The following is a 23,138-nucleotide window of genomic DNA, read 5'->3' on the forward strand; positions in this document are numbered from 1 at the left end:
GATATTCCCGATTCGGAACTAACGTTAGCAGGGAGTACAGCAATGAGCAGCAACGATCTCGTGGGGCAGGTTCGCGCCGCCTTGCAGCGACAGCTAGTAGATGCTGTCCTTGGCAATGAAAGGGTTGCTCGTCAGCATGGATTGCTCGTCACTGACTTGCAAACGCTTCATCTGCTGGTGTTGCGCAAGGGCGTGCGAACGCCACGCCAGATCAGCGAGACCACGGGCATGCCGACGAGCACGGTAACCAAGCTTGTCGACCGCTTGGAAGCTTCAGGCTACGTTCGCCGGACAGCTGATGCCAACGATCGCCGCAAGACCTTGATAGAGCTGGTGCCAGAAAAAATCGCGCCGCTTCAAGTTCTTTATGGTCGCACCGATGAAGAATTTGACGCGTTCACTGGAACTTTTGATCGCAGGGAACTAGCAATAATCATTCGATACTTGGAAGGCGTTAGCGACTTCTACCAGCTTGGGGATTCTGGGGAATCGCAGGCCAACGTCGTCAACCGGGAGCGTCGTCAATAAACCAAAATGCGCGAAATGTACCGTTCAGCAAGATTATGCTGTGCTCACCGTTACGGTTAGGGACCAATGAGAGCGCTTCGTGACCTTCGGTACAGGCACATCGTCCCGGTAGGGGTTTGTCCAGCTTGGCAATTCGGACCGTTCCGCTAGGGGGTCCCCGAGAGGAACGCCCGTAAGAGGAACCCTCACCGGGACAACTGCTGGGAGAACCCTGCCATCGAATCCTGGCTCGGCACCCAAACTCGATGGCAGGGAATTCGACCCATCGTTAGGAAGCTCGGCCGGGCGAGTTGCCTCAGCGGGGAAGGGTCGCGGTTCCTTCCATGAAGCGGACGCAACGCCCGGTCAATATTGTGCGTTCGCCCGCGAAGTTGATGTGCACGGTTCCGCCGCGGGCCGATGCCTGGCGTGCCAGCATTTCCTGCTTGCCGAGGCGTTCGGCCCAGAGCGGGGCGAGCTGGCAGTGGGCGGACCCGGTGACGGGGTCCTCGGACACGCCTGCCTCGGCCCCGAACCAGCGGGAGACGAAATCGTAGTCGGTTCCGGTGCCCGGGGCCGTGACAATGGTCCCGCGCACCGGCAAGGAAGCCAGGAATGCGAGGTCCGGTGCCAGGTCGATGACGGTTTGGGCGTCTTCGACCATGTAGATGTGGTCAGTGGCCTTCAATGCTTCGCGCACCGGGACCCCGAGGGCCTTGGCTATGTCTGGGTCGATGGCAGGTATGAGGTTTTGCGTGCGCGTTAGTTCCTCTTGCTTACGGGATCAGCCGCTGGTCTCGGAGGCTCTGGAAGATTTTCATGAACATCGCTTCGCTGTCCACATATGCGTGGAAGCCAGCACGCCTCGACTTCGACGTGTCGGCGATGACGTCGTAATCCCATGCAAAGACGAAGTCGCCAAACTGCCAGGAAGACACATCAGAATATGGTGTCTTCGCCAACGCATGCTTCGTGACCATTGAATCCCAGATGTCAGATTTGTCCGCCATGACCTCACTCAAGCTCATCTGCAAAGGCGGCGCTACATCGAGGTCGAAGAACGCCGCAATTTTGGGCCACATCGAGGACCACCGGAACATGTCCCCGTTGGTGATGTTGAACGCTTGGTTCCTGCTGCCGGGATTCGTCGCAGCCCAGACGGTCGCTTCAGCCAGCAGCCCAGAGTCCGTCATTTCGATCAGGCTTGTATAGGCTCCGGGTTTGCCGGGGAGCCGGAATGGAACGCCGAGTTCTTTGCTAATTGAGGCGTACACGGAAATTACCATGGCCAGGTTCATGGGATTTCCGAGTCCGATACCGGCCACTACCGAGGGTCGGAGTGCGGACCACGACCACGTTGCGTTGGCCTGTCGGAGTTCAAGGAACTGTTGCTGGTCGACGTTGAACTCCGGCGGCATATGCGGGGGATCATCCTCACGAGCGGGCGTCGAGAAAGCACCCAGGTGGGCGCCGTAAACCTTGTACCCCTGCATCAAGCTGATGTGCTCAAGATTCGGGGCCACCGGTTCAATCGCGTCGACAACATTGGTCAGCATCGCCAGATTCGGCGGTACCAGCTCAGCCCAACTGGCCCGATCCTGGTAGGCAGCGTAAAAAACATGCGTGACCTCGGTCAGGCCGGAGAGTTTCAAGATCGTGTCTTCTTTGTCCAGGAGATCAACAGCGATATGCCGAACCGAACCCTGATTGATGCCTCCCCGCCGCGACAGTCCTATGATCTCCCAGCCGCCATCACGGTCGAGGTGCTCGATCAGATTGCCGCCGATCACACCCCGTGCTCCGACGACTAATGCAGTTCTCGTTGCCATGAAATTCCCTTCATCGTAAAAACGTAATTTGACGATCTAAGTAATATCACATAATCGTTAAATCGCGATATAGCGATTTGAGGGTATGCTGGAGGTATGGGAAAACTGAGTGACGATCAACTGGTGAGTGCGTTCAAAGCCCTCGGCCACCCAACTCGCTTGGCGATTCTGGGTTGGCTCAAGGACGGCGATTCATTTCCTCCGCAGGAACGCCCAGCGGAAGAAGTTGGGGTGTGTTTGAAGCACATTCAGGCCCGTGCGGAGGTATCCCAGTCCACCGCTTCTCAGTTCATGGCGACGTTGCAACGCGCGGACCTTGTGATCTGCACTCGCATCGGCCAGTTCTCCCACTACCGACGCAACGAGCAGACCATCGCCAAACTCAGCAGGGCCATCGGCGCCGACATCTAGGTACCCGGATCGCCGTGAGATCCCCCTGCAACCGCAGACAAGATGGTGCTCTGACGGACGCCAGCAGGCGGAGCCAGTAAGAGCACTTCGTGACCTTCCGAACCGTCGCCTCGTCCCGAAAGGGGTTTGTCCGGTTTGGCACTTCGGAACGTTCCGTAAGGGGGTCCTCATACGGGGCACCTGCCTCGGTGACTGGGTCGTTTCTTGAAACTCTGAGGTTTCAAATATTTGAAATTCTCATATACCCCGCCCGATAAAATGCCCGGTGAAGGTGCCTTATACGGACACGGAAAACTATTATTTATGGTGGATCAAGAACCAAGAGGGGCAGCATGGATTTTGGAACCAGGCAGGTCACTATCGGTGGGCTCGATCGTGCTCAGCTGCAGCAACGATTGGTGCGTACCGGGGTCCAGCTTAACGACTAGGCCAAAATGCTGCAGGCCCACCGGGTTTTCGATGAGGTTGTGCCAGTGCAGAAGCTGACCGTGGTAAGTCGTAACCTGCAACAGCTTGATCTGGTCGCCGGTACAAAGTTGCCGCAAATTTTTGAGCGTGCGATCAGCGAGGGATTTCAGTTGTGCCCTGCCATTACCGGTCCGTATCTACGGCTGGATTTCTTGGACCAAGCCGTGTCCGGCGATTCGGTGCTTAGTGGTGGAAGGAAACCGGCTGACTCGTTGAGCGTCGCGTCCGCAGTACTCGGCGATCAAGAATTCCCGCGCGGATTCTATTTGCGGGTGGTCGATGATGTGCCGTGGTTACGCGGATATCGCTGCGACCACACCCATGGCTTTGCACCGACCGATACGTTTGTATTCCAGCGCAGTTGAGCAGGAGCAAAGTTTAGTGGTCTTCGCTACAAGTTTTCACCTTGGCGCGTGCAACTGGTAGAATTATTGACTGTGCCCAGGCGAGGGAATCACCAGAAATGGTGGGACCGTTATCGACAAGGCCGGAAAAGCTCTAGATCTCTTAGATGTTAGTTGCTTCCCGAGTCCACGCAAGGGCCTTAACGAAGCATCTATTTCCTAAGGAGAATCATCATGGCATCTGTAAACCTTGACGCCGTAGTACGCACCGATTTCGGTAAGGGCGCTGCCCGCCAGGCTCGTCGCGACGGCCAGATCCCAGCAGTAATCTACGGTGCAGGATCGGAGCCACAGCACGTATTGCTGCCAATCCACGAAACCACCCTTGCTGTTCGTGACCGTAGCGTTGAGCTCGTTCTGAACGTTGAAGGCAAGACCGTAAAGACCAGCATCAAGGACATCCAGATCCACGCGCTTAACCGCACCGTTGATCACCTGGACCTCTTGATCGCTGCCTAATTCCAGCGAACTAGGTTTTAGCTAAGCATCATGAGTGATGGCACTTGGCTCGTAGCCGGACTCGGGAATCCCGGGTCCGGCTACGCTGGCAATAGACACAATATTGGGCAAATGGTGCTCGATGAACTGGCCAACCGTGTGGGATCGAAATTCAAATCTCACTCCTCACGGTCACAAATCGTTGAAGGCCGCATGGGTGTCGGCGGTCCGCGCATCGTGCTGGCCAAGCCGACGGTATTTATGAATCTCTCCGGAGGGCCGGTGGCCAACGCCGCTAAGTTCTTTGGAATCGACGTTGATCACCTGATCGTCGTTCACGATGAGATCGATATTCCTTTTGACACCGTCAAACTCAAACGTGGCGGGGGAGAAGGTGGACATAACGGTCTGCGCGATATCTCCAAAGCAATGGGTTCCAAAGACTATCTGCGCGTTCGCGCAGGAGTTGGTCGTCCACCAGGACGCATGGACACGGCTAAATGGGTCCTGCAAGATTTCTCGAAGACGGAAAAGCAAGATCTTCCGTTTTTGATTGATAACTGCGCAGACGCTGTTGAGCTACTAATGAGCTCGGGTCTCGAAGCAGCCCAAACAAAATTCCATACCAGCTAATCTGTATCACGTTGCCTTGCATTGTGCTCACACTTAGTTTTCGAGGATCGCGGGATGGCTCAGCCAACTCACCGCGGTCCTTGATCCGTTAAATAGGTCCCGTTTGAGGTGTTACTTACTAAGGCCAAACTTAGATGTACTTCTTGAGCCGGAGTGGAATAATTACCCAATGTACACCTTGCCTAATCCTTCAACGGTTTCTGACAACCGGCGAAACATGGCATCCCATGACAATTATTCGGAGGACCACGTGCAGACGATGACCGGTCAGCCAGAAGCCAATGTATCGCTCAGCGCCGTCGAGGTTCAGCGAATCAAGGCAGACTTTGAAATTCTGGAGCATCAAGTCAACAGCACCGACGTCGTGTACTTAGACTCTGGTGCAACCAGCCAAAAGCCACGTTGCGTGTATGAAGCGGAGCAGCACTACTACGAAAACGCTAACGCGGCCGTACACCGTGGCGCTCACACGCTAGCCGTTGAGGCCACCGAAATCTATGAAGAGGCGCGCGAGACCGTCGCGAAATTCATCGGCGCACGCACCAATGAACTGGTGTGGACCTCCAACGCAACAGAAGCACTGAACTTAATCAGCTACTCAATCTCCAATGCCTCATTGGGCCGCGGAGGAGAAGCCGCGGCACGCTTCCGCATTGGTCCTGGCGATGAAATTCTCACCACCGAAATTGAGCACCACGCCAACCTGATTCCGTGGCAGGAACTTGCGTTCCGCACTGGTGCTACCTTGCGTTACGTTCCTGTCAGCGAAGACGGATCATTGCGTTATGACTTGATCGATGAGTTGGTGACCGAGAAGACCAAGCTTGTAGCCTTCACCCACGTCTCCAACGTCTTGGGAACTATCACCGATACTCAGCGTTTTGTCGATGCTGCCCGCAAGGTTGGTGCACTGACTGTGCTTGATGGTTGCCAGTCAGTACCGCACCTTCCGGTAGACGTGAAGGCCCTTGACGTGGATTTCATGGCTTTCTCAGGACATAAGATGCTCGGGCCAACCGGCATCGGGGCGCTCTATGGTCGTGAAGAACTACTGAACGCCATGCCTCCGTTCCTCACCGGCGGATCAATGATCACCGTGGTTGATATGGAGCACGCAGAATTTCTTCCGGCTCCGCAGCGCTTTGAAGCCGGGACCCAGCGCATTGCCCAGACCCATGGTTTGGCTACCGCGGTAAGTTACCTGCAAGAAATTGGCATGGACCGCATCGCTCAGTGGGAAGAACACCTGGGTACTTTGCTCTTTGAAGGATTATCCAAGATTGAAGGCGTGCGCGTCTTTGGACCAAGCGACGTCCGTCGAATCGGTACCGTGCCATTTGAGGTCGTAGGAGTGCACCCACACGACGTAGGGCAATACCTAGACTCGCGTGGCATTGCCGTACGAGTAGGACATCACTGCGCACAACCACTGCACCGAGCCCTGGGCGTCACTGCGACCACTCGTGCAAGCACTTATCTGTACAACACGGAAGACGATATCAAGGCTCTACTAGTCGCCTTGAGCTCCGTGCGCGAATACTTTGGAGTCTAAGTGAACGAATTAGATCAGCTATACCAACAGGTCATCCTGGATCACTCCAAGCGACGCTTCGGCTCGCCACTGGTGGAGACCACCGAAGGGCTTCTGCACGGTGAATCACACCAGCACAACCCCATTTGTGGTGACCAGATCCGCGTGCGCGTGGAATTGAACGATGAAGACCATTTTGAAGCCATGAGCTGGGAAGGCGATGGCTGTTCTATCTCCATGGCCTCGGCCTCAGTACTCAGCGAGATGCTCCCGGAGATGACCAAGGAAGAGTTCTTGGACAAGCTGGAGATCTTCCGCGAGATGATGCGCTCCAAGGGAACCTTTGAACCAGATGAAGAGGTCCTAGAGGACGCTGCCGCCTTCGTGGGCGTCTCCAAGTTCCCTGCTCGCGTCAAGTGCGCGATGCTCGCTTGGGTCGCTGCTGAAGCGGCCATGTTTGGCGCTAATAAGTAGCCAGCACGCAAAGAACTGTGGCGCTTGCTCTCCATCCCGGAGGGCAAGCGCCACAGTCGTTTAACTACTAGCTACGAATTCTGCACGCTAGTTATTTTCGCCATCTTGCTGATACACATCAGGCACACCATCAGCATTAGCGTCCCGAGTCTCACGCTCATTGATCACCTTGTAGCGACGATTGCGCGGGACAAGCCACAGGGCGCCGAGGATAGCTGCGATAAACGAACCGCTGAGGATGGCAACCTTCGCATGCTCATAGTGAGCAGATTCCAGACCAAAGGACAGCTCGGAAACCAGCAGCGAGACGGTGAAGCCAATTCCTGCCAACAGGGTTACCCCGAGCAAGTCACCCCACTGAGCATCCTTGTCCAAGGAAGCCTTGGTGAATTTGGTCAGCAACCAGGTTGATCCCATGATGCCAATCGGCTTGCCCAACACAAGACCCAGAACAATGCCCCAGAAGACAGGGTCAGTAAATACGTTGCCACTGGCTGGATCGGATGAAACTACGCTCACGCCGGCCGCAAAGAACGCAAAAATTGGGATGCAGATACCGGATGACAACGGGCGGAAGCGATGCTCAAACTGTTCAGCAAGCCCGATTCCTTCGCGACCGTCCGTGCGCTTGACTGGGACACAGAAGCCCAAGACTACGCCCGCGATGGTGGCGTGAATGCCGGAGCCAAAGACGAAGATCCAGGTGATGATGCCCAATGGCAACAAGATCACCCAGGCAGCCCAAGCACGCTTGGCAAAGAACTTGCCCAAGTAGCGTGCCAAGAGAGTGAAAAGAATGATCGGGATCAGCGATAGCCCAAGATAGGCCAGCTTAAGTTCATCAGTGAAAACAAAGGCAATGATGACGATGGCGATTAGGTCATCCACCACTGCCAAGGTGAGCAGGAAGATTCTTAGTGCGGCTGGAAGTGCCGAACCGATGACGGCCAGCACGGCGACAGCAAAGGCAATGTCAGTGGCTGTTGGAATGGCCCAACCGCGTAGTAGTTCTTGGCCACCGCCAGAGCCCGAAGCAATGGCCACAAAGATGAGCGCCGGTACGAGGACACCGCCGAATGCTGCAGCCACAGGGACAGCTGCAGTCTTCACGTTACGCAGGTCACCGATGACAAATTCTTTTTTCAGTTCCAAACCGGTGAGGAAGAAGAACACCGCAAGCAGCGCGTCCGCAGCCCAGTGGCCGATGGAGAGATTTAGATCTACACCTAACAGCGTTGGGCCAAAGTGGAAATCACGCAGTGCAAAGTAGGACTCGCGTAGGGGAGTGTTGGCCCAGATTAGTGCCAGCAACGCTCCGGCGATAAGCACCATGCCACCGACGGTTTCTTTGCGCAGGATATCTCCGATGCGCACGGACTCTTTGTAGCTTGGGCGGGAAAACAGGCTCTTGTCGGAACCCGAAGACGGAGTTTGGTTCATGCGTTAACTCGCTTACCTCGTTAAATGAATATTTCTCGCCGACCAGACTTCCCGGCACACCTTATTCCAGCTTATCGCGATCGATGATCAAGAGCACAAATCCCCGGATGTATTGCGAAATTCGCAGATCCGGGGAATGCGCTCAGAGCGATCTTTTGAGTCGTTGGCCTACTTGGAGAGCCAAGCGTTAACCTGTTCTGCCTGCAAGTTCAGGGCCTTGCCAATGTAGGGTTCGGCGGCGGAAGCAAGCTTGCCGCCGATGAATGGAATCGAGGAAGAGACTTTGGCATCAACGGCTAGCTGCGAGGTTTCGCCTTGTCCGGTGAGCTGCTCGGTGCCAGTGACAGTCACCGGAACGCCGCCGATGGTGATTCGCACTGTTGCAGAACGGCTTCCGCCGGCATCCGGTGCGGCCCACTGTTCTACCTGAGTGATTTCAATGGAGGCTCCAACAAACTTGCGAGCGAAGTCAGGAACCCGGTCAGTAGGCACGGAACGGACTGTCGTTAGCGTAAAGGCCCCTGCGACATCGCCATCTACGGTGAATTCGTTCAGGGTGCCGTTGGCGACCTTGGTCAGATGCTCGGCGAAGCCGCGATCGCTTAAAGTAGCGATGACCTGCTGTGCAGGATGGCCGATCTGAGTACTTGCGTTCAATGCCATGAAAGCTAATCCCAATCTGGAAATTTGGCTGGGCGGGCAACAAAAAGTGCACGCCCGGGGACGGACAGTATTAACACTATCCGCTGGGATGTATTAGGTAGGCTAGGACTGCACCTAAAACAACATATTGGCGTTGAGTCGACCGCGGAATATCATTTGCGGTCGGTGTTCGTGGTGTCGAATTGGTTCAGGAATACAACTGAGCACACGGCTTCAAGCGCCTGCACGAGAGGATACGAACCCCCATGAGCCTGAGCGGACTTCATGACTTCCTGCGCGAGGAACCATCCTTCCGTCGCATCCACCAAAGTGCAGCGAACAGCTTTTCGACGCGGAGTGAAGAGCTGGAGATCGCGGCCCCGCAAGGCATGCGTGCGATCCTCTCTGCCCAGATTTCTCAGGCGCTGAGCGAGAGCAAACATTCTGGAGTGACCCTGATTGTCACTGCCACCGGTCGTGAAGCCGAAGAAGTATCAAGCTCGCTAAACGCCTTCCTTCCGGTAGAGCAGATTGCTGAATTCCCATCGTGGGAGACCTTGCCGCATGAACGCCTTTCGCCTCGAAGCGACACGGTGGGACGTCGCCTCGAAGTACTGCGCCGGCTACACAACCGGGACGAAAATCTCAACGTGGTGATCGCACCCATCCGAGCAGTGCTGCAACCACTCGTTGCTGGCCTAGGTGAACTGCGCCCGGTGACCTTGGAACTAGACGCCGAACCTGGATTTGATCAGGTCATCAAAGATCTGGCATCAGCTGCCTACGCTCGGGTGGACATGGTCACGCACCGAGGCGAGTTTGCCGTACGTGGCGGCATCATCGATGTCTTCCCACCAACGCTGGACCATCCAGTACGTATCGATTTTTTCGGTGACCAAATTGATTCGATGCGTTTCTTCGCCATCGCCGATCAGCGCTCCACCGATGACCAGGGCCCACAAAAGATTATTGCCACGCCGTGCCGAGAAATGTTGATCACACCACAGGTCATGAGCCGGGCTGCCAACCTGAAAAACCATTTCCCAGCCGCTGAAGAAATGCTCACCAAAATTGCTGGTGGCATCGCCGTGGAGGGTATGGAATCTCTGGCACCCCTTCTGGTGGACCACATGGTTCCGTTGCTTTCCCTCCTGCCGGAATCCTCGATTGCACTGGTCATGGAACCAGAACGAGTGCGCGCCCGTGCACAGGATCTGAATGCCACTAACGCGGAGTTCCTTGCTGCCGCGTGGGCTTCGGCCTCAGATGGCGCCACAGCCCCACTGGATTTGAACACCGCCAGCTCGGAGCGCAAGCTCGCTAGCGGCGATTTTGCCTCGCTTTCCGAAACCCTTGAGCACGCCAAGGCCGCGAAGGTGTCCTGGTGGGCGCTGACCGCCATGGGCGAGGATGAAGAGCTGGAAGTCGGCGCGTCAACCATTCGCATCCCTGCGCGGGAACCACACGGCTATCAAGGCGACATTGAGGCGATGATGGAATTCATCGCTTCACGAGTTAAAGATCAGTGGCGTTTTGTTGTGGCCACCGACGGACCTGGTCCAGCGCAACGGCTATCTGAGCTGTTCGCTGAATTCAGCATTCCAGCCCACCGAGTTGAAACCCTTGACCAGGCGCCAACCGCGGGACTTATCGAAATCACCCAAGCGACCGCTGGGCGTGGATTTGTCTTTGAAGAGCTCAAGCTTGGGCTACTCACCGAAGCCGACCTTTTGGGTCGTTCAAGCGCGTACCCAAATCGTAAGGGACGCAAGCTCACCGCAAAGCGCAAGCGCAATGCCGTAGATCCACTCAGCCTGCAGGCAGGGGACTTCATCGTCCATGAGCAGCACGGCATCGGTAAATTTGTTGAATTGATGGCTCGCAAAGTTGCAGGTTCAGGCAAAGACGCCAAACGAGAATACTTGGTCGTTGAATACGCCTCCTCCAAACGTGGCGCACCGGGGGACCGACTATTCGTTCCCACAGACCAGCTGCACATGGTTACCCGATATGTCGGCGGCGAAGCACCCACCCTGTCCAAGATGGGTGGCTCAGACTGGGCCAGCACCAAGTCCAAAGCGCGCAAAGCGGTCAAGGAGATCGCTGGCGATTTGATCAAGCTGTATTCGGCACGCATGGCCAGCCGTGGGCACGCCTTCGGCCAAGACACTCCTTGGCAACATGAACTCGAAGAGGCCTTTGCCTTCATCGAAACTCCTGACCAGCTAACCGCAATCAATGAGGTTAAGTCGGATATGGAAAAGGAAATCCCGATGGATCGGTTGATTTCTGGTGACGTGGGCTTCGGCAAAACCGAAATTGCTGTCCGTGCAGCCTTCAAGGCCGTTCAAGACTCAAAGCAGGTTGCGGTACTGGTACCGACCACATTGCTTGCCTCCCAGCATCAGCAGACGTTCACCGAACGCTATTCGGGATTCCCGGTTCGAGTGAAAACACTGTCACGTTTCCAGACGGCCAAGGAATCCAAGGAGATCATGGCCGGACTGCAAGATGGCAGTGTTGATATCGTCATCGGTACCCACCGTTTGCTCTCCAAAAACGTTCAGTTCAAAAATCTTGGCCTTGTCATCATCGATGAGGAACAGCGTTTTGGTGTTGAGCACAAGGAAGAACTTAAGAAGCTGCGCACTAACGTGGATGTGCTGGCAATGAGCGCCACGCCAATTCCGCGTACCTTGGAAATGTCGCTCACCGGAATCCGTGAGACCTCCACTTTGGCCACGCCACCGGAAGAACGTCATCCGGTCTTAACCTACGTTGGCCCGCGAAGCGACAAGCAGATTTCGGCAGCCATCAAGCGTGAACTCATGCGCGATGGGCAGGTCTTCTTTGTCCACAACCGAGTTTCATCCATTGAGCGAGTGGCAGCAGAACTTCGCGAGCTGGCCCCTGAAGCGCGCATTGAAGTGGCGCATGGCAAGATGAGTGAGTCACGACTGGAACGGATCATCCAGGACTTCTGGGAAAAGAAATTTGATGTTCTGGTCTCCACCACCATTATTGAAACCGGCTTGGACATTTCCAACGCCAACACTTTGATTGTGGACCGGGCCAACAACTATGGTCTCTCCCAATTGCACCAGCTTCGTGGACGAGTCGGTCGTGGCCGTGAGCGTGCCTACGCTTACTTCCTGTGGGATGTAGAAAAGCCGTTGGGCGAGATTGCTCTTGAACGCCTCAAAGCGGTAGCAGCGCACAATGAGTTGGGTTCCGGCTACCAACTAGCGATGAAGGACTTGGAGCTGCGTGGAGCTGGCAATCTACTTGGTGGAGAGCAGTCCGGACATATTGCTGGGGTTGGCTTTGATTTGTACCTGCGCCTCGTGGGCGAGGCTGTCGCCGACTACAAGGGTGAGGGCGAAGAAGAAGCCGTCGAGATGAAAATCGACCTGCCGGTCAACGCTCACCTGCCACACGACTATGTTCCCGGTGAACGTCTGCGCTTGGAGGCTTACCGCAATATCGCTGCAGCGGAAACCGATGAGGCGCTGACCGAGGTGCGTGAAGAACTGGTGGACCGCTACGGAAAGCTACCGCAACCGGTGGAGAACCTGATGCGGGTAGCAGCACTGCGCATCCGGGCTCGGGCTGTCGGGCTTAATGACATTCAGCAGATTGGCAACAACATCAAGGTGTCACCAGCCAAGATTGAAGACCTGCCAGCTTCGAGACAAGTCCGACTGGAACGCCTGTACCCAGGGGCAGCAAATAAGCCAGCGCTTAACTCGATCTTCATTCCAAAGCCAAGAACTTCACCTATTGGCGGGCGCGACCTAGTGGACGAAGAAATTTTGGAGTGGGCCGAAAAGCTGCTCTACGCGATCTTCGAACCAACCCCGGCACCGGCTACGAAATAACCGCCGGCCAGACGGAGAAGGGCTTAGCTTTGCGCTACGCCCGGGGCGGAAAGGTCCTGGGCGTAGGCGGATAAGGCTCTGGCGTAGAGTTTGCTCGCTGGCGCCAGAGCAGTCACAGCAATTCGCACGGCTTCGGTCTGTCGACCGGCATCCGATAAGGCGAGCGTGAGAAACCCCTGTGCGTCGATGTGTAAGTCGGAGTCGGGGGAAACCTGTTCCAACAGGCTAATTGCTTGGTCAAAATCTCCAAGATTTCGCAATGTGCTCGCTAGTTGGATCCGAGCCTCATCCTGCTTTTGACCCGGTAGACCAGCCTGCAGCGCCGTGCTGTAGGGTTCTACGGCCAGTTGCTCTTCACCGAGAAAATCATGCAGGGAAGCAATTTCAAATAGGACACGTGGATCATTGGGGTCCATGCCGGATAGCAGTTCATCAAGTTCAGCACGAAGCTGCTCGCCGCTCTTTGCCGCCGAAGCGTTCCAATAATCTTCTACCTGCTGATCCCATGACTTATCCATAACCCAAGTTTATGGCCGGCTTTTGGATTCACTACAGCTTAAAGAAAAGTTGGGCGATCCCGTAGGACCGCCCAACTATCGAAAGTCTGAATTACTGCTGCTGGGCAGCGCTTGCAGCGATGCGAGCTTCAGCCTTTTCGGAGTGGCTCATCAGGTGCATTGGAATAGCAAAAGCCAAGAACATCAGGGCGAAGCCCAGAAGAGTTGGCAACCACGCATTGTCCAGTTCCCAGAAGCCCAGGGTGTAAATGCCAGCTGAGAACATCACGAAGAAGATCACAAAACTAACAATGTTGCCGACAAGGCGGCCTTCACCTGAATGGGCAGTGTTCTTGCCGTTCGAGTACACTTTTTCTCCTTGAGGAAACAGATCGGTGCGATGTCCTAGTAGCTGGAACCGCTTTGCTCTCCTTCTAGGATAGCAACTCCTGAGCTAGATCCCAGACGGGTTGCTCCAGCGGTGATCATGGCTCGGGCAGTTTCAACGCTTCGCACCCCGCCGGAGGCCTTAACGCCGAGTTCAGCGCCGACGGTCTGGCGCATCAATGCGACATCTTCAACAGTGGCCCCGCCGGTGGAGAAGCCAGTGGAGGTCTTCACGAAGTCAGCACCTGCTGCCTTAGCGGCCTCGCAAGCCAAAACCTTGGCTTCTTCGGTGAGCAGGCAGGTTTCGATGATGACCTTCAAGATCGCGCCACCCTCGTGAGCGGCCTGAGCGATAGCAAAGATCTCGTTGACCAACGCGTCGCGATCTCCGCGCAGTGCAGCAGCAATATCAATGACCATGTCGATCTCGTTGGCACCGTCAGCTACTGCGTGCTTGGTTTCAAAAACCTTGGTGTCGGTGGCCGAAGCACCGAGTGGGAAGCCGATCACCGAGCAGGTCAAGACGTCGGAGCCTTCAAGCTCGCGAGCCACGGTGGAAACCCACAGTGGGTTGACGCATACCGACTTGAATTCATACTTCTTGGCTTCTTCGCAGATCTGCACAATCTGTTCCCGGGAGGCGTTGGGAGCCAACAGGGTGTGATCAATGTAGCCAGCAATGTCGCGGGCGGTAAGTTCAGTCATCTTTTCCTCTAACAAATACGGGTTCAAGCCATTCAGCTGAAAGTCTTGAAGGGGTAAGCCTAGTTGGCATTTAGGTATGCTGCCAATTCCTGCTTGATGGTTTGGACCTGTGCGGTGGCGCGTTCACGTGCAGCAGGAACCTGTTCCAGCTGGTCAACCGGTTCAATGGTTTCCAAGTAGCACTTGAGTTTTGGTTCGGTGCCCGAAGGACGAACGATGACGCGTGCGCCGGAGAAGGTGTGCAAAACAATGGCGTTGGTTGCCGGCAGCTTATCTGTGCCCTTGGACAGATCCGTGACCTCAGAAACTTCCGAACCACCTAGGGACTCAGGAGCGTTCTGACGGAAGCGATCCATCAACACAGGGATCTGCGCCAGGTCCGTGAAACGCAAAGACAATTGGTCGGTGACGTGCACACCATGACGGGCAGCTAGCTCATCAAGGCGGGCCGAAATTGTGCTGCCCTCATCCTTGAGCTGGGCAGCTAGGTCGGCCAATGCGATACCGGCAGAGATTCCATCTTTGTCGCGGACAAGATCTGGAGCGACGCAGTAGCCCAGTGCTTCTTCATAACCAAAACCAAGATCTTCAACTCGTGAGATCCACTTAAAACCGGTCAAGGTTTCCTCATGCTCACGCCCCGCGTCCTTGGCAATAGCTGCCAGCATCCGGGAGGAAACGATGGAATTAGCCAGCTTTTTGCCCTCGGGCAAAGTCTTTGAAATTTGGTCACCCAAAAGCCAACCGACTTCATCACCGCGCAGCATACGCCACGTATCCCCATCGATGATCGCTGCTGCGCAGCGGTCAGCGTCCGGGTCATTGGCGATTACTAGATCCGCGTTCACCTCACGAGCCAAGGCCAAAGACAAATCAATGGCTCCTGGTTCTTCAGGGTTTGGGAACTTTACAGTGGGGAAGAGTGGATCTGGACGCTCTTGTTCGACAACCATGTGAACGTCGCTAAAACCGGCATTGAGCAATGCCTGTTTCATGGTGTGCCCACCAACCCCATGCATGGCAGAAACAACAACGTGCAGGTTCTTGCGGGACGATCCTTCGGGCTGATCTTCTGGGATCACCGGATGAATCGCAGCCAAGTAAGCTGCCTCAATATCACCTTCAGTGCCCAGCGCGGGAAGTACTTCCCACCCAGAGTCCGCCAGCTCAATCTGTGCAACAGGCTGTTGGTGATCAATCAAGGCAGCAATCTGAGCATCAATAGGGGAGACGATCTGTGCGCCACGGCCCGAGTCATCGGTAATCCGCCCGCCCACGTAGACCTTGTAACCGTTATCGCGTGGTGGGTTATGGCTTGCCGTGACCATGACCCCTGCTTCAGCAGAAAATTCACGCACTGCCCACGCCAAGACGGGTGTTGGCAGTGGGGAAGGCATCAGCAATACCTCGAAGCCGGCGGCGGCGAACACGCCGGCCGAGTCCTTGGCAAAAACGTCAGAGTTAAACCGAGCGTCAAAGCCGATCACAACTTTGGGGGTATAGGCAGATGCTGCCTTCTCTTTGAGGAATCGAGCGATACCTGCGGCGGTACGCAAAACAACAACGCGGTTCATGCGCATTGGACCGGCACCCAGTTCAGCGCGCAGCCCGGCCGTGCCAAATTCGAGCACACCAGAAAAACGGTCAGAGATGTCCTCGAAGGCCAACGCGTCACCTTCGGTGACCCGCTCGATGAGCAAGTTCAACTCTTCTTGAGTCTCGGCGTCCGGATCTTGGGCAGCCCATTTGCCGGCCACATCGAGCAGCTCGATCTTATCTGTATGATTCACTGATTTCCCTTTGAGAAAAACACCATTATTTGCCTATACCGCCCGGATAACCTTAGAGCTTGGCGATGATCTGGGCTAGAAGTTTGGAGATGCGCGGGCCAGCAGCCTGGCCAGCTTCGATGACTTCTTCATGGCTCAGTGGAACTGGGCTAATACCAGCGGCCAGGTTCGTCACCAATGACATGCCAAAGATCTCCATGCCAGCGTGGCGTGCGGCAATCGCTTCCAGCGCGGTGGACATGCCAACCAAATCTGCACCAATAGTTTTGGCGTATTGCACCTCGGCTGGGGTTTCGTAGTGTGGGCCGGTGAACTGCGCGTACACGCCTTCATCCAGGCTTGAATCTACTTCGCGAGCGATTTCACGAATGCGTGAAGAGTAAAGATCGGTCAGATCAACAAAGGTGGCGCCTTCCAATGGGGAAGTGGCCGTGAGGTTGATGTGATCGGAGATCATCACTGGGGTGCCGGGGGTCCAGTTCTCATTCAGGCCACCGCAACCGTTGGTCAGTACCAGGGTTTCGCATCCTGCGGCTGCAGCGGTGCGGATTGGGTGGACGACCGAGCGAACGCCGCGTCCTTCGTAGTAGTGGGTGCGTGCGCCCAGTACGAGCACTCGCTTTCCGGTGGAGGTCAGGATCGAGGAGATGCTGCCCTTGTGGCCTGGGACGGCCGAGGCGTGGAAGCCTGGAATCGTGGTGGCGTCCAAGGTGTGGGTGGTTTCGCCGATCAATTCGGCGGCCTGGCCCCATCCGGAGCCCAGCACTAGCGCGATGTCGTGTTTTTCGACGTTGGTCTGCTCAGCGATTACCTGTGCAGCCTGCGCTGCTAGAGCCTGTGGGTCATTATGCGTATCAGTCACGGGCAATACGCTACCGGTAGCGGGGCTATTTGTCAGGTGAAGCTAGTGCTTCAGAATCAATATCACGTCCAAAATCTGGCTTTCGATGTGCGCATTGAACGCACATGGTGAACAATAGAAATTGTGAGCGCAGACAGTAGTAGTGAAGCAACCCGTTTAGTAATTCTCGGCGGAGGACCTGGTGGCTATGAAGCTGCCATCGGAGCAGCCCAAATGGGCGCCAACGTCACCGTTGTAGAACGTGCCGGCATGGGCGGTTCGGCAGTGCTGACCGATGTCGTCCCATCCAAGACCCTAATTGCTACCGCCGACGCTGTGCGCCGCGTAAAGCAAGCTGAAGCATTCGGAGTCCACGTTGACGGACTCGACTCAGCGGTTACCGACTTCTCGGTAGTCAACCACCGACTCTTGGCCTTGGCCAAAGAGCAGTCCTCGGACATTCGCAACACCCTAGAACGTGGTGGCGTGCGCATTGTGATTGGTGAAGGTCGTCTTCTCGACGCGAACACCGTCGCTGTGGCTCACCCGGATGGAACCGAGCAGAACATCGATGCTGACGCCATTCTTCTGGCCGTCGGTGCCCACCCACGCGAATTGCCTACGGCTAAGCCAGATGGCGAACGCATTTTTAACTGGACCCAGATCTACAACATGAACGAGGTGCCAGAGCACCTGATCGTGATCGGTTCTGGTGTTACCGGCGCTGAGTTCGCTTCCGCCTACAAGCTGCTAGGCGCCAAGGTCACCTTGGTGTCCTCGCGTGACCGAGTCCTTCCGGGCGAGGACGCAGACGCAGCGGCAGTGCTGGAAGATGCCTTCAAGGAAAACGGCGTTAACGTTGTTTCCCAGGCTCGCGCCGAAGGCGTAGAGCGCAAGGGCGACAAGGTCTTTGTCACCTTGGCCGATGGCCGTGTACTTGAAGGAAGCCACTGCCTCGTTGCAGTTGGCGGCATCCCCAACACCGCAAACCTCGGTCTGGAAGAAGCTGGCGTACAGCTCAGCGAATCTGGACACATCAAGGTCGACGGTGTTTCGCGTACTACCGCAACCAACATCTACGCCACCGGTGACTGCACCGGCGTCTTCGCACTAGCATCGGTAGCTGCGATGCAGGGCCGTATTGCCGTAGCTCACCTTCTTGGCGACACGGTGAAGCCGCTGAACTTGGATTTGGTTGCCTCGAACGTTTTCACTTCCCCAGAAATCGCTACCGTTGGTGTCACCCAGCGCGCAGTAGCTGAGGGCAAGTACCAGGCGAACATCATCAAAGTGGACTTGAACACCAACGCTCGCGCCAAGATGATGAACGTGGAACACGGCTTTGTGAAGATCGTTTCGCGCAAGGGCTCAGGCACCGTCATTGGCGGTGTGGTGGTAGCACCGCGAGCTAGTGAACTGATTTACTCGCTGGCCTTGGCAGTTCAGAACGGCCTGCACGTTGATGACGTGGCAGAGACCTTCACGGTCTACCCATCCTTGTCCGGTTCGTTGGGCGAGGCGGCACGGCGCCTTCACCGACACCTCTAAACACCGGTTAGCATCCAAGAACGGCAGCTGAGTTTTCACAACTCAGCTGCCGTTCTTGTGTTGTTTAAGGGGAGTCGCAAGTAATAGTGATTGCTTTCACCTTGACCCTGCCTTCAGCGGAAGAAAACTCATCTTTTTGCTAGTCATATCTCATTATGTGAACGGCGAAATTCGGCTATTTTCCCGGGAAGTAAGAGGGTAGTGAACGTCAGGTGGGGATTTGGTGTCCAAATAATGGACATCAATATCCGAATACTGGGCAGCGAGGCTTAAGATTGTGACATTCGTAAATGAACGACCAACTCGTACTTTCACTCTAAGGAGCAGCCTCAATGTCGCAGGCTAACCAGACAGTGGTGCCCAAGGGGAACTCACGCGGACGCGTGCTATTCGCCAGCATGATTGGCACTACAGTCGAATTCTTCGATTTCTACGCCTACGCCACCGCGTCGGTGCTCGTGTTCCCAGCACTGTTCTTCCCGAACGCCACCGCAATCAACGCGATCCTTTCTTCGTTCGCGATTTTCGGTGTTGCCTTCCTGGCCCGTCCATTGGGATCGATTGTCTTCGGTCACTACGGCGACAAGCTGGGACGTAAAGGCACCTTAGTTGCCTCGCTGCTGCTCATGGGTATTGCGACATTCCTGATTGGCTTCCTGCCGCCAGCTGCCGGTCACTGGACCATCTTGGCGCCGCTAGCTTTGGTCATCCTGCGCTTTGCACAGGGCTTGGCCTTGGGTGGTGAGTGGTCCGGTGCAGCACTGCTGGCCACAGAAAATGCTCCAAAGAACAAGCGTGCCATCTACGGCACCTTCCCACAGCTGGGCGCACCAATCGGTTTCATCATTGCCAACCTAATCTTTGTGGCTCTGCAGACCTGGAGCACCCCAGAGCAGTTCCAAGCATGGGGCTGGCGTATTCCGTTCTTCTTCTCGGCTGTTATGGTTCTCATCGGTTTGTGGGTTCGCCTCAAGCTGGTTGAGTCCGCTTCCTTCCAGAAGGTTCTGGATCAGAAGAAGGTTGTAAAGTCGCCATTCGCGGTGACCATGAAGAAGCACTGGCGTCCAACCTTGGCTGGTACCTTCATCATGCTGGCAACCTACGTGCTGTTCTACCTGATGACTTCCTTCACCCTGACCTATGGCACCCAGCCCGCTACCGTTGAGACGGCTTCTGCGGCTGCTGCAGCCAAGGGCAAGGCCTTTGACGCAGCCGGATTTGTTCCAGGCTTGGGCATTGAACGTCCAACCTTCCTGACCATGCTGATCATCGGTGTTGTCTTCTTCGGTATCTTCACCGTTGTCTCCGGCCCACTGGCTGAGAAGTTCGGCCGTCGTAAGTTCCTGATGTGGGTTTCTACCGGCATCTTGGTCTTCGGCCTTGCCTGGACCTTGTTCTTCGGTCCAGGTCAGGCAGCCGCTATGGCAGGCTTGATTGTTGGTTTCGCGCTGATGGGCATGACCTTTGGCCCAATGGCTTCCTACCTGCCTGAGCTCTTCCCTTCCAACGTTCGCTACACCGGCTCTGCGGTTGCCTACAACATGTCCTCGGTGATCGGCGCTGCTCCTGCATCATTTGTTGCAGTAGCCCTGTGGAAGGCCGGAGACGGCAACACCGTTGGTGTTGGTATCTACCTCTCAATTGCCGCAGTACTGACCTTGATTGCCCTGTTCCTCACCCGAGACACTTCGGATGTTGACATGGAAGAATTCATTGAATAATTGAACTGCGCTTCACGCCTAAGGCCTGCCCAAACACCACATGATGGTGTTTGGGCAGGCCTTAGTTCGTTGTTTCCGTTCGTTGCATCCGTACATAGATGTGCGAGCATGGGAACACAGTCACTGTGGATCAAAAAGGAGCAGTCATGCGCGTTGCAGTTGCCGGAGGCACCGGAATGTTAGGACGCCAAGTCGTTGAAGTACTCAGAACTCTTGGTCATGAGCCGCTGGTTCTTTCACGTTCCTCAGGATGCGACCTGACTAACCAGAACTCCGTACGGCAGTGGCTGACCGACTGCGAATCGGTCATTGACGTCTCTGGCTCCGCGACCACCAGCGCATCAGCTTCGATGCGTTATTTCACCCAGTCCACCGCGAACCTGGTCAGCGCCGGACGCGAGGCCGGGGTGCAGAACCATGTGGCTCTGTCCATCATCGGTGCTGCAGCTATCGACTCCGGCTACTATGCCGGCAAAGCTGCCCAAGAACGTATGCTGCAAATGCTGGACGGCGGATACACGTTGTTGCGCACCACTCAGTTCCATGAATTTGTGGGTCAAAACATCACTCGCCTTGGCGCAGGCCCCGTGCAAATGGCCCCAAAAATGCGTCTCCAGCCGATTGCCGGCAGTGAAGTAGCGATCGCGCTAGCCGAGCTGGCGTTGGCTCCTGCTCAGGGTGTGGTCCAGGATCTGGCCGGACCGCAAGAAGAGAGCATGCCGGATCTTTTTGCCCAGTACCTTGCACACCAAGGCAAATCACCAAAGATCGTTGAAGTCCCGGTTCCCGGTGCCATGGGTAAAGCGATGCGTACTGGCGGAATCCTGCCTGGTAGCTCTGCCCGGCTAGGACAAGTGAACTTCACCGATTGGCTTGCTGCCCAGTAGCCATACAGGAAAGTTAAACACCGGTGGGGGTTCTTTCAAGGAAAATACCTTAAAAGAACCCCCACCAGTTTTGCGAAAGAAACTAGCTTGCGTCACCAATCGAAGCGATCACAGCACCGGAAGACAAGGTCTCGCCGGGAGCTACCTCTAGGCCACTAACCACACCATCGCGGTGCGCGGTGATCGGCTGTTCCATCTTCATGGCTTCAAGCACCACGATCAGATCGCCCTGAGCTACCTCTGCGCCATTTTCAACGGCGACCTTCACGATCGTTCCCTGCATAGGGGAGCGCAGCTCAGCGCTGTTGGCACTGGAGCCAGCAGCTGCCTTACGGCTGGACTTACGCTTCTTCTTAGCTCCGCCCTGATCGGCGCTGCCGGCAGAGATTGAGCCCAGCGAGGAAGGAAGGGTCACTTCTAGGCGCTTTCCGTTAACCTCAACGGTGACGCTGGTGCGCTGCGAATCTTCAGCGTCCTCTGACGCTCCTGGCATTGGGTGCGGTTCAATGGCGGTGGCAAATTCGGTCTCGATCCAGCGGGTGTGGACCGTGAAAGCACCTTGTGTAGGAACAAATGCTGGGTCGCTCATCACTGCACGGTGGAATGGAAGAACGGTAGCCATGCCATCAATCTGGAATTCCTCCAGTGCTCGACGGGCACGTGCTGCAGCAATTTCACGGGTGCCGCCGGTGACGATGAGCTTAGCGATCATCGAGTCGAAGTTACCGGAGACGCTTTCGCCCTGCTCGATACCCGAGTCAACACGCACGCCAGGACCCGAAGGCAGGTTCATCTTGGAGATGGTGCCCGGGGTTGGCATGAAGTTGCGGCCAGCGTCTTCACCGTTGATGCGGAATTCGAAGGAGTGACCACGAACTTCTGGATCGGTGTAGCCCAGCTCTTCGCCACGGGCGATGCGGAACTGTTCGCGAACCAAGTCCAGTCCGGTCACTTCCTCGGAGACTGGGTGCTCTACCTGCAGGCGGGTGTTGACCTCCAGGAAGGAGATCACGCCGTCCTGGCCCACCAAGAACTCGCAGGTGCCAGCGCCGGTGTACTTAGCTTCACGCAAGATCGCCTTGGACGCTTCGTAGAGTCGGGTGATCTGATCTTCGCTCAAGTATGGTGCCGGAGCTTCTTCAACCAGTTTCTGGTTGCGGCGCTGTAGTGAGCAGTCGCGGGTGGAGACAACAACAACGTTGCCGTGCACGTCGGCCAAGCACTGAGTTTCTACGTGGCGCGGTGCGTCCAGGAAGCGTTCGATGAAGCATTCGCCGCGGCCGAAGGCTGCGACGGCTTCGCGAACTGCAGAGTCATAAAGCTCGCCAATTTCCTCGCGGTTGCGAACCACCTTGATACCGCGTCCGCCGCCACCGTAGGCAGCCTTGATGGCTAGTGGCAGACCGTGCTCATCGGCGAAGGCGTAGACCTCGTCAGCTGAAGCGACAGGATCTTTGGTACCTGGTACCAGCGGAGCGCCAACCTTCTCAGCGATGTGGCGGGCCTTGACCTTGTCACCGAGCTGATCGATGGAATCTGGCGAAGGGCCGATCCAGGTCAGGCCGGCGTCGATGACTGCCTGAGCGAATTCCGCGTTCTCCGACAAGAAGCCGTAACCCGGGTGGATAGCGTCCGCGCCGGAGCGTTCGGCAGCGTCCAAGATCTTCTCAATGCGAAGGTATGACTCGGCAGCGGTGATGCCGCCCAGCGCGTAGGCTTCATCAGCCAAACGCACATGCAGTGCATCGCGGTCGGAGTCGGCGTAGACCGCTACGGACTCGATTCCTTCATCGCGTGCGGCACGGATAATGCGCACTGCAATCTCGCCGCGGTTGGCGATTAGCACCTTCGTCAATTGATTCATCGTGAACCTGTCTTCAAAAAATAGGGTTTCTCATCTAGGAGCCTATCGTTTTTGTGGGAACTATATGTAGTTAACCCGCCAAACCCGGGTGTTTGAGATGAAACTTTGGAGGAATCCTACAAATATTAGGTCTCTGAAAGGCTGTTCAGCGGAGCTGAGCAGAGCCAGCGGGGTAGGCGCGGCTGAACGTGAGGGGACGTAGGAGGAACTACAAGTGAAAGCTTGATTGCTGTCCGGGATGTC

General features: G+C 56.0%; 21 protein-coding genes. 11 read left to right on the forward strand and 10 right to left on the reverse strand.

Annotated elements, in window-relative coordinates; all coding sequences use genetic code 11:
• Positions 1–42 precede the first annotated feature (42 nt).
• Positions 43–528: a MarR family winged helix-turn-helix transcriptional regulator gene (locus tag ACT3RW_RS03910; protein ID WP_444612873.1), complete on the forward strand. Its 486-nt coding sequence runs from the start codon at positions 43–45 to the stop codon at positions 526–528.
• Between the two features lie 295 nt (positions 529–823).
• Here the strand turns inward: ACT3RW_RS03910 and ACT3RW_RS03915 are convergent, their stop codons facing one another.
• Both ACT3RW_RS03915 and ACT3RW_RS03920 read right to left on the reverse strand, forming a co-directional pair.
• Positions 824–1,207, reverse strand: coding sequence for a PhzF family phenazine biosynthesis protein (locus ACT3RW_RS03915; protein ID WP_444612874.1), 384 nt, complete (start codon positions 1,205–1,207; stop codon positions 824–826).
• Positions 1,208–1,283: 76 nt separating this feature from the next.
• Positions 1,284–2,336, reverse strand: a complete 1,053-nt coding sequence (locus tag ACT3RW_RS03920; RefSeq protein WP_444612875.1) for an SDR family oxidoreductase — start codon at positions 2,334–2,336, stop codon at positions 1,284–1,286.
• A gap of 96 nt (positions 2,337–2,432) precedes the next feature.
• On the opposite strand from ACT3RW_RS03920, the gene ACT3RW_RS03925 reads away from it, so the two are divergent.
• From ACT3RW_RS03925 to sufU, 6 genes are all read left to right on the forward strand, one after another.
• Positions 2,433–2,747 (forward strand): ArsR/SmtB family transcription factor, encoded by a 315-nt coding sequence (locus tag ACT3RW_RS03925; RefSeq protein ID WP_444612876.1) that lies wholly within the window; start codon positions 2,433–2,435, stop codon positions 2,745–2,747.
• 473 nt (positions 2,748–3,220) lie between these two features.
• Entirely contained in the window at positions 3,221–3,580 is a 360-nt protein-coding gene (locus ACT3RW_RS03930; RefSeq protein ID WP_444612877.1) for a hypothetical protein, read from the forward strand.
• 213 nt (positions 3,581–3,793) lie between these two features.
• The gene (locus ACT3RW_RS03935) at positions 3,794–4,078 is read left to right on the forward strand and encodes a 50S ribosomal protein L25 (RefSeq protein ID WP_131090145.1); all 285 of its coding nucleotides are present in this window, start codon (positions 3,794–3,796) and stop codon (positions 4,076–4,078) included.
• A gap of 30 nt (positions 4,079–4,108) precedes the next feature.
• Complete coding sequence (gene pth, locus ACT3RW_RS03940) at positions 4,109–4,690, forward strand: aminoacyl-tRNA hydrolase (protein WP_131090144.1); 582 nt, start codon at positions 4,109–4,111, stop codon at positions 4,688–4,690.
• A gap of 259 nt (positions 4,691–4,949) precedes the next feature.
• Positions 4,950–6,242, forward strand: a complete 1,293-nt coding sequence (locus ACT3RW_RS03945) for a SufS family cysteine desulfurase (RefSeq protein WP_131090372.1) — start codon at positions 4,950–4,952, stop codon at positions 6,240–6,242.
• On the forward strand, positions 6,243–6,695 hold the full coding sequence (sufU, locus tag ACT3RW_RS03950) for a Fe-S cluster assembly sulfur transfer protein SufU (protein WP_131090143.1): 453 nt from the start codon (positions 6,243–6,245) through the stop codon (positions 6,693–6,695).
• An 87-nt stretch (positions 6,696–6,782) separates the two neighbouring features.
• On the opposite strand, the gene nhaA is transcribed toward sufU, so the two are convergent.
• Entirely contained in the window at positions 6,783–8,135 is a 1,353-nt protein-coding gene (gene nhaA / locus ACT3RW_RS03955; RefSeq protein WP_444612878.1) for a Na+/H+ antiporter NhaA, read from the reverse strand.
• 168 nt (positions 8,136–8,303) lie between these two features.
• A complete protein-coding gene (locus ACT3RW_RS03960; RefSeq protein WP_444612879.1) occupies positions 8,304–8,798 on the reverse strand; it encodes a DUF2505 domain-containing protein in 495 nt (164 codons plus the stop codon).
• A gap of 245 nt (positions 8,799–9,043) precedes the next feature.
• Here ACT3RW_RS03960 and mfd point away from each other — a divergent pair, with 245 nt between their 5' ends.
• The gene (gene mfd / locus ACT3RW_RS03965) at positions 9,044–12,655 is read left to right on the forward strand and encodes a transcription-repair coupling factor (RefSeq protein ID WP_444612880.1); all 3,612 of its coding nucleotides are present in this window, start codon (positions 9,044–9,046) and stop codon (positions 12,653–12,655) included.
• Between the two features lie 23 nt (positions 12,656–12,678).
• Here mfd and ACT3RW_RS03970 read toward each other — a convergent pair whose 3' ends face one another.
• The 5 genes from ACT3RW_RS03970 to ACT3RW_RS03990 form a co-directional block, all read right to left on the reverse strand.
• Positions 12,679–13,173 carry a tetratricopeptide repeat protein gene (locus tag ACT3RW_RS03970; RefSeq protein ID WP_444612881.1) on the reverse strand — a complete coding sequence of 165 codons (495 nt, stop codon included), beginning with the start codon at positions 13,171–13,173 and terminating at the stop codon, positions 12,679–12,681.
• Between the two features lie 91 nt (positions 13,174–13,264).
• Entirely contained in the window at positions 13,265–13,522 is a 258-nt protein-coding gene (locus ACT3RW_RS03975; protein WP_444612882.1) for a hypothetical protein, read from the reverse strand.
• Positions 13,523–13,557: 35 nt separating this feature from the next.
• Entirely contained in the window at positions 13,558–14,244 is a 687-nt protein-coding gene (deoC, locus tag ACT3RW_RS03980; protein ID WP_131090137.1) for a deoxyribose-phosphate aldolase, read from the reverse strand.
• Positions 14,245–14,303: 59 nt separating this feature from the next.
• Positions 14,304–16,034 (reverse strand): phospho-sugar mutase, encoded by a 1,731-nt coding sequence (locus tag ACT3RW_RS03985; protein WP_262198195.1) that lies wholly within the window; start codon positions 16,032–16,034, stop codon positions 14,304–14,306.
• A gap of 52 nt (positions 16,035–16,086) precedes the next feature.
• Positions 16,087–16,896 (reverse strand): purine-nucleoside phosphorylase, encoded by an 810-nt coding sequence (locus ACT3RW_RS03990; protein WP_444612883.1) that lies wholly within the window; start codon positions 16,894–16,896, stop codon positions 16,087–16,089.
• Positions 16,897–17,019: 123 nt separating this feature from the next.
• Here ACT3RW_RS03990 and ACT3RW_RS03995 point away from each other — a divergent pair, with 123 nt between their 5' ends.
• From ACT3RW_RS03995 to ACT3RW_RS04005, 3 genes are all read left to right on the forward strand, one after another.
• Positions 17,020–18,423 (forward strand): NAD(P)H-quinone dehydrogenase, encoded by a 1,404-nt coding sequence (locus tag ACT3RW_RS03995; RefSeq protein WP_444612884.1) that lies wholly within the window; start codon positions 17,020–17,022, stop codon positions 18,421–18,423.
• Positions 18,424–18,755: 332 nt separating this feature from the next.
• Positions 18,756–20,144 (forward strand): MFS transporter, encoded by a 1,389-nt coding sequence (locus ACT3RW_RS04000; protein WP_131090133.1) that lies wholly within the window; start codon positions 18,756–18,758, stop codon positions 20,142–20,144.
• 146 nt (positions 20,145–20,290) lie between these two features.
• A complete protein-coding gene (locus ACT3RW_RS04005; protein ID WP_165477361.1) occupies positions 20,291–21,031 on the forward strand; it encodes an SDR family oxidoreductase in 741 nt (246 codons plus the stop codon).
• An 82-nt stretch (positions 21,032–21,113) separates the two neighbouring features.
• On the opposite strand, the gene ACT3RW_RS04010 is transcribed toward ACT3RW_RS04005, so the two are convergent.
• A complete protein-coding gene (locus ACT3RW_RS04010; protein WP_131090131.1) occupies positions 21,114–22,895 on the reverse strand; it encodes an acetyl/propionyl/methylcrotonyl-CoA carboxylase subunit alpha in 1,782 nt (593 codons plus the stop codon).
• Positions 22,896–23,138 lie beyond the last annotated feature (243 nt).

This window comes from Glutamicibacter sp. AOP5-A2-18 (genome assembly GCF_052446055.1).
In the GTDB taxonomy this organism is placed as follows: domain Bacteria; phylum Actinomycetota; class Actinomycetes; order Actinomycetales; family Micrococcaceae; genus Glutamicibacter.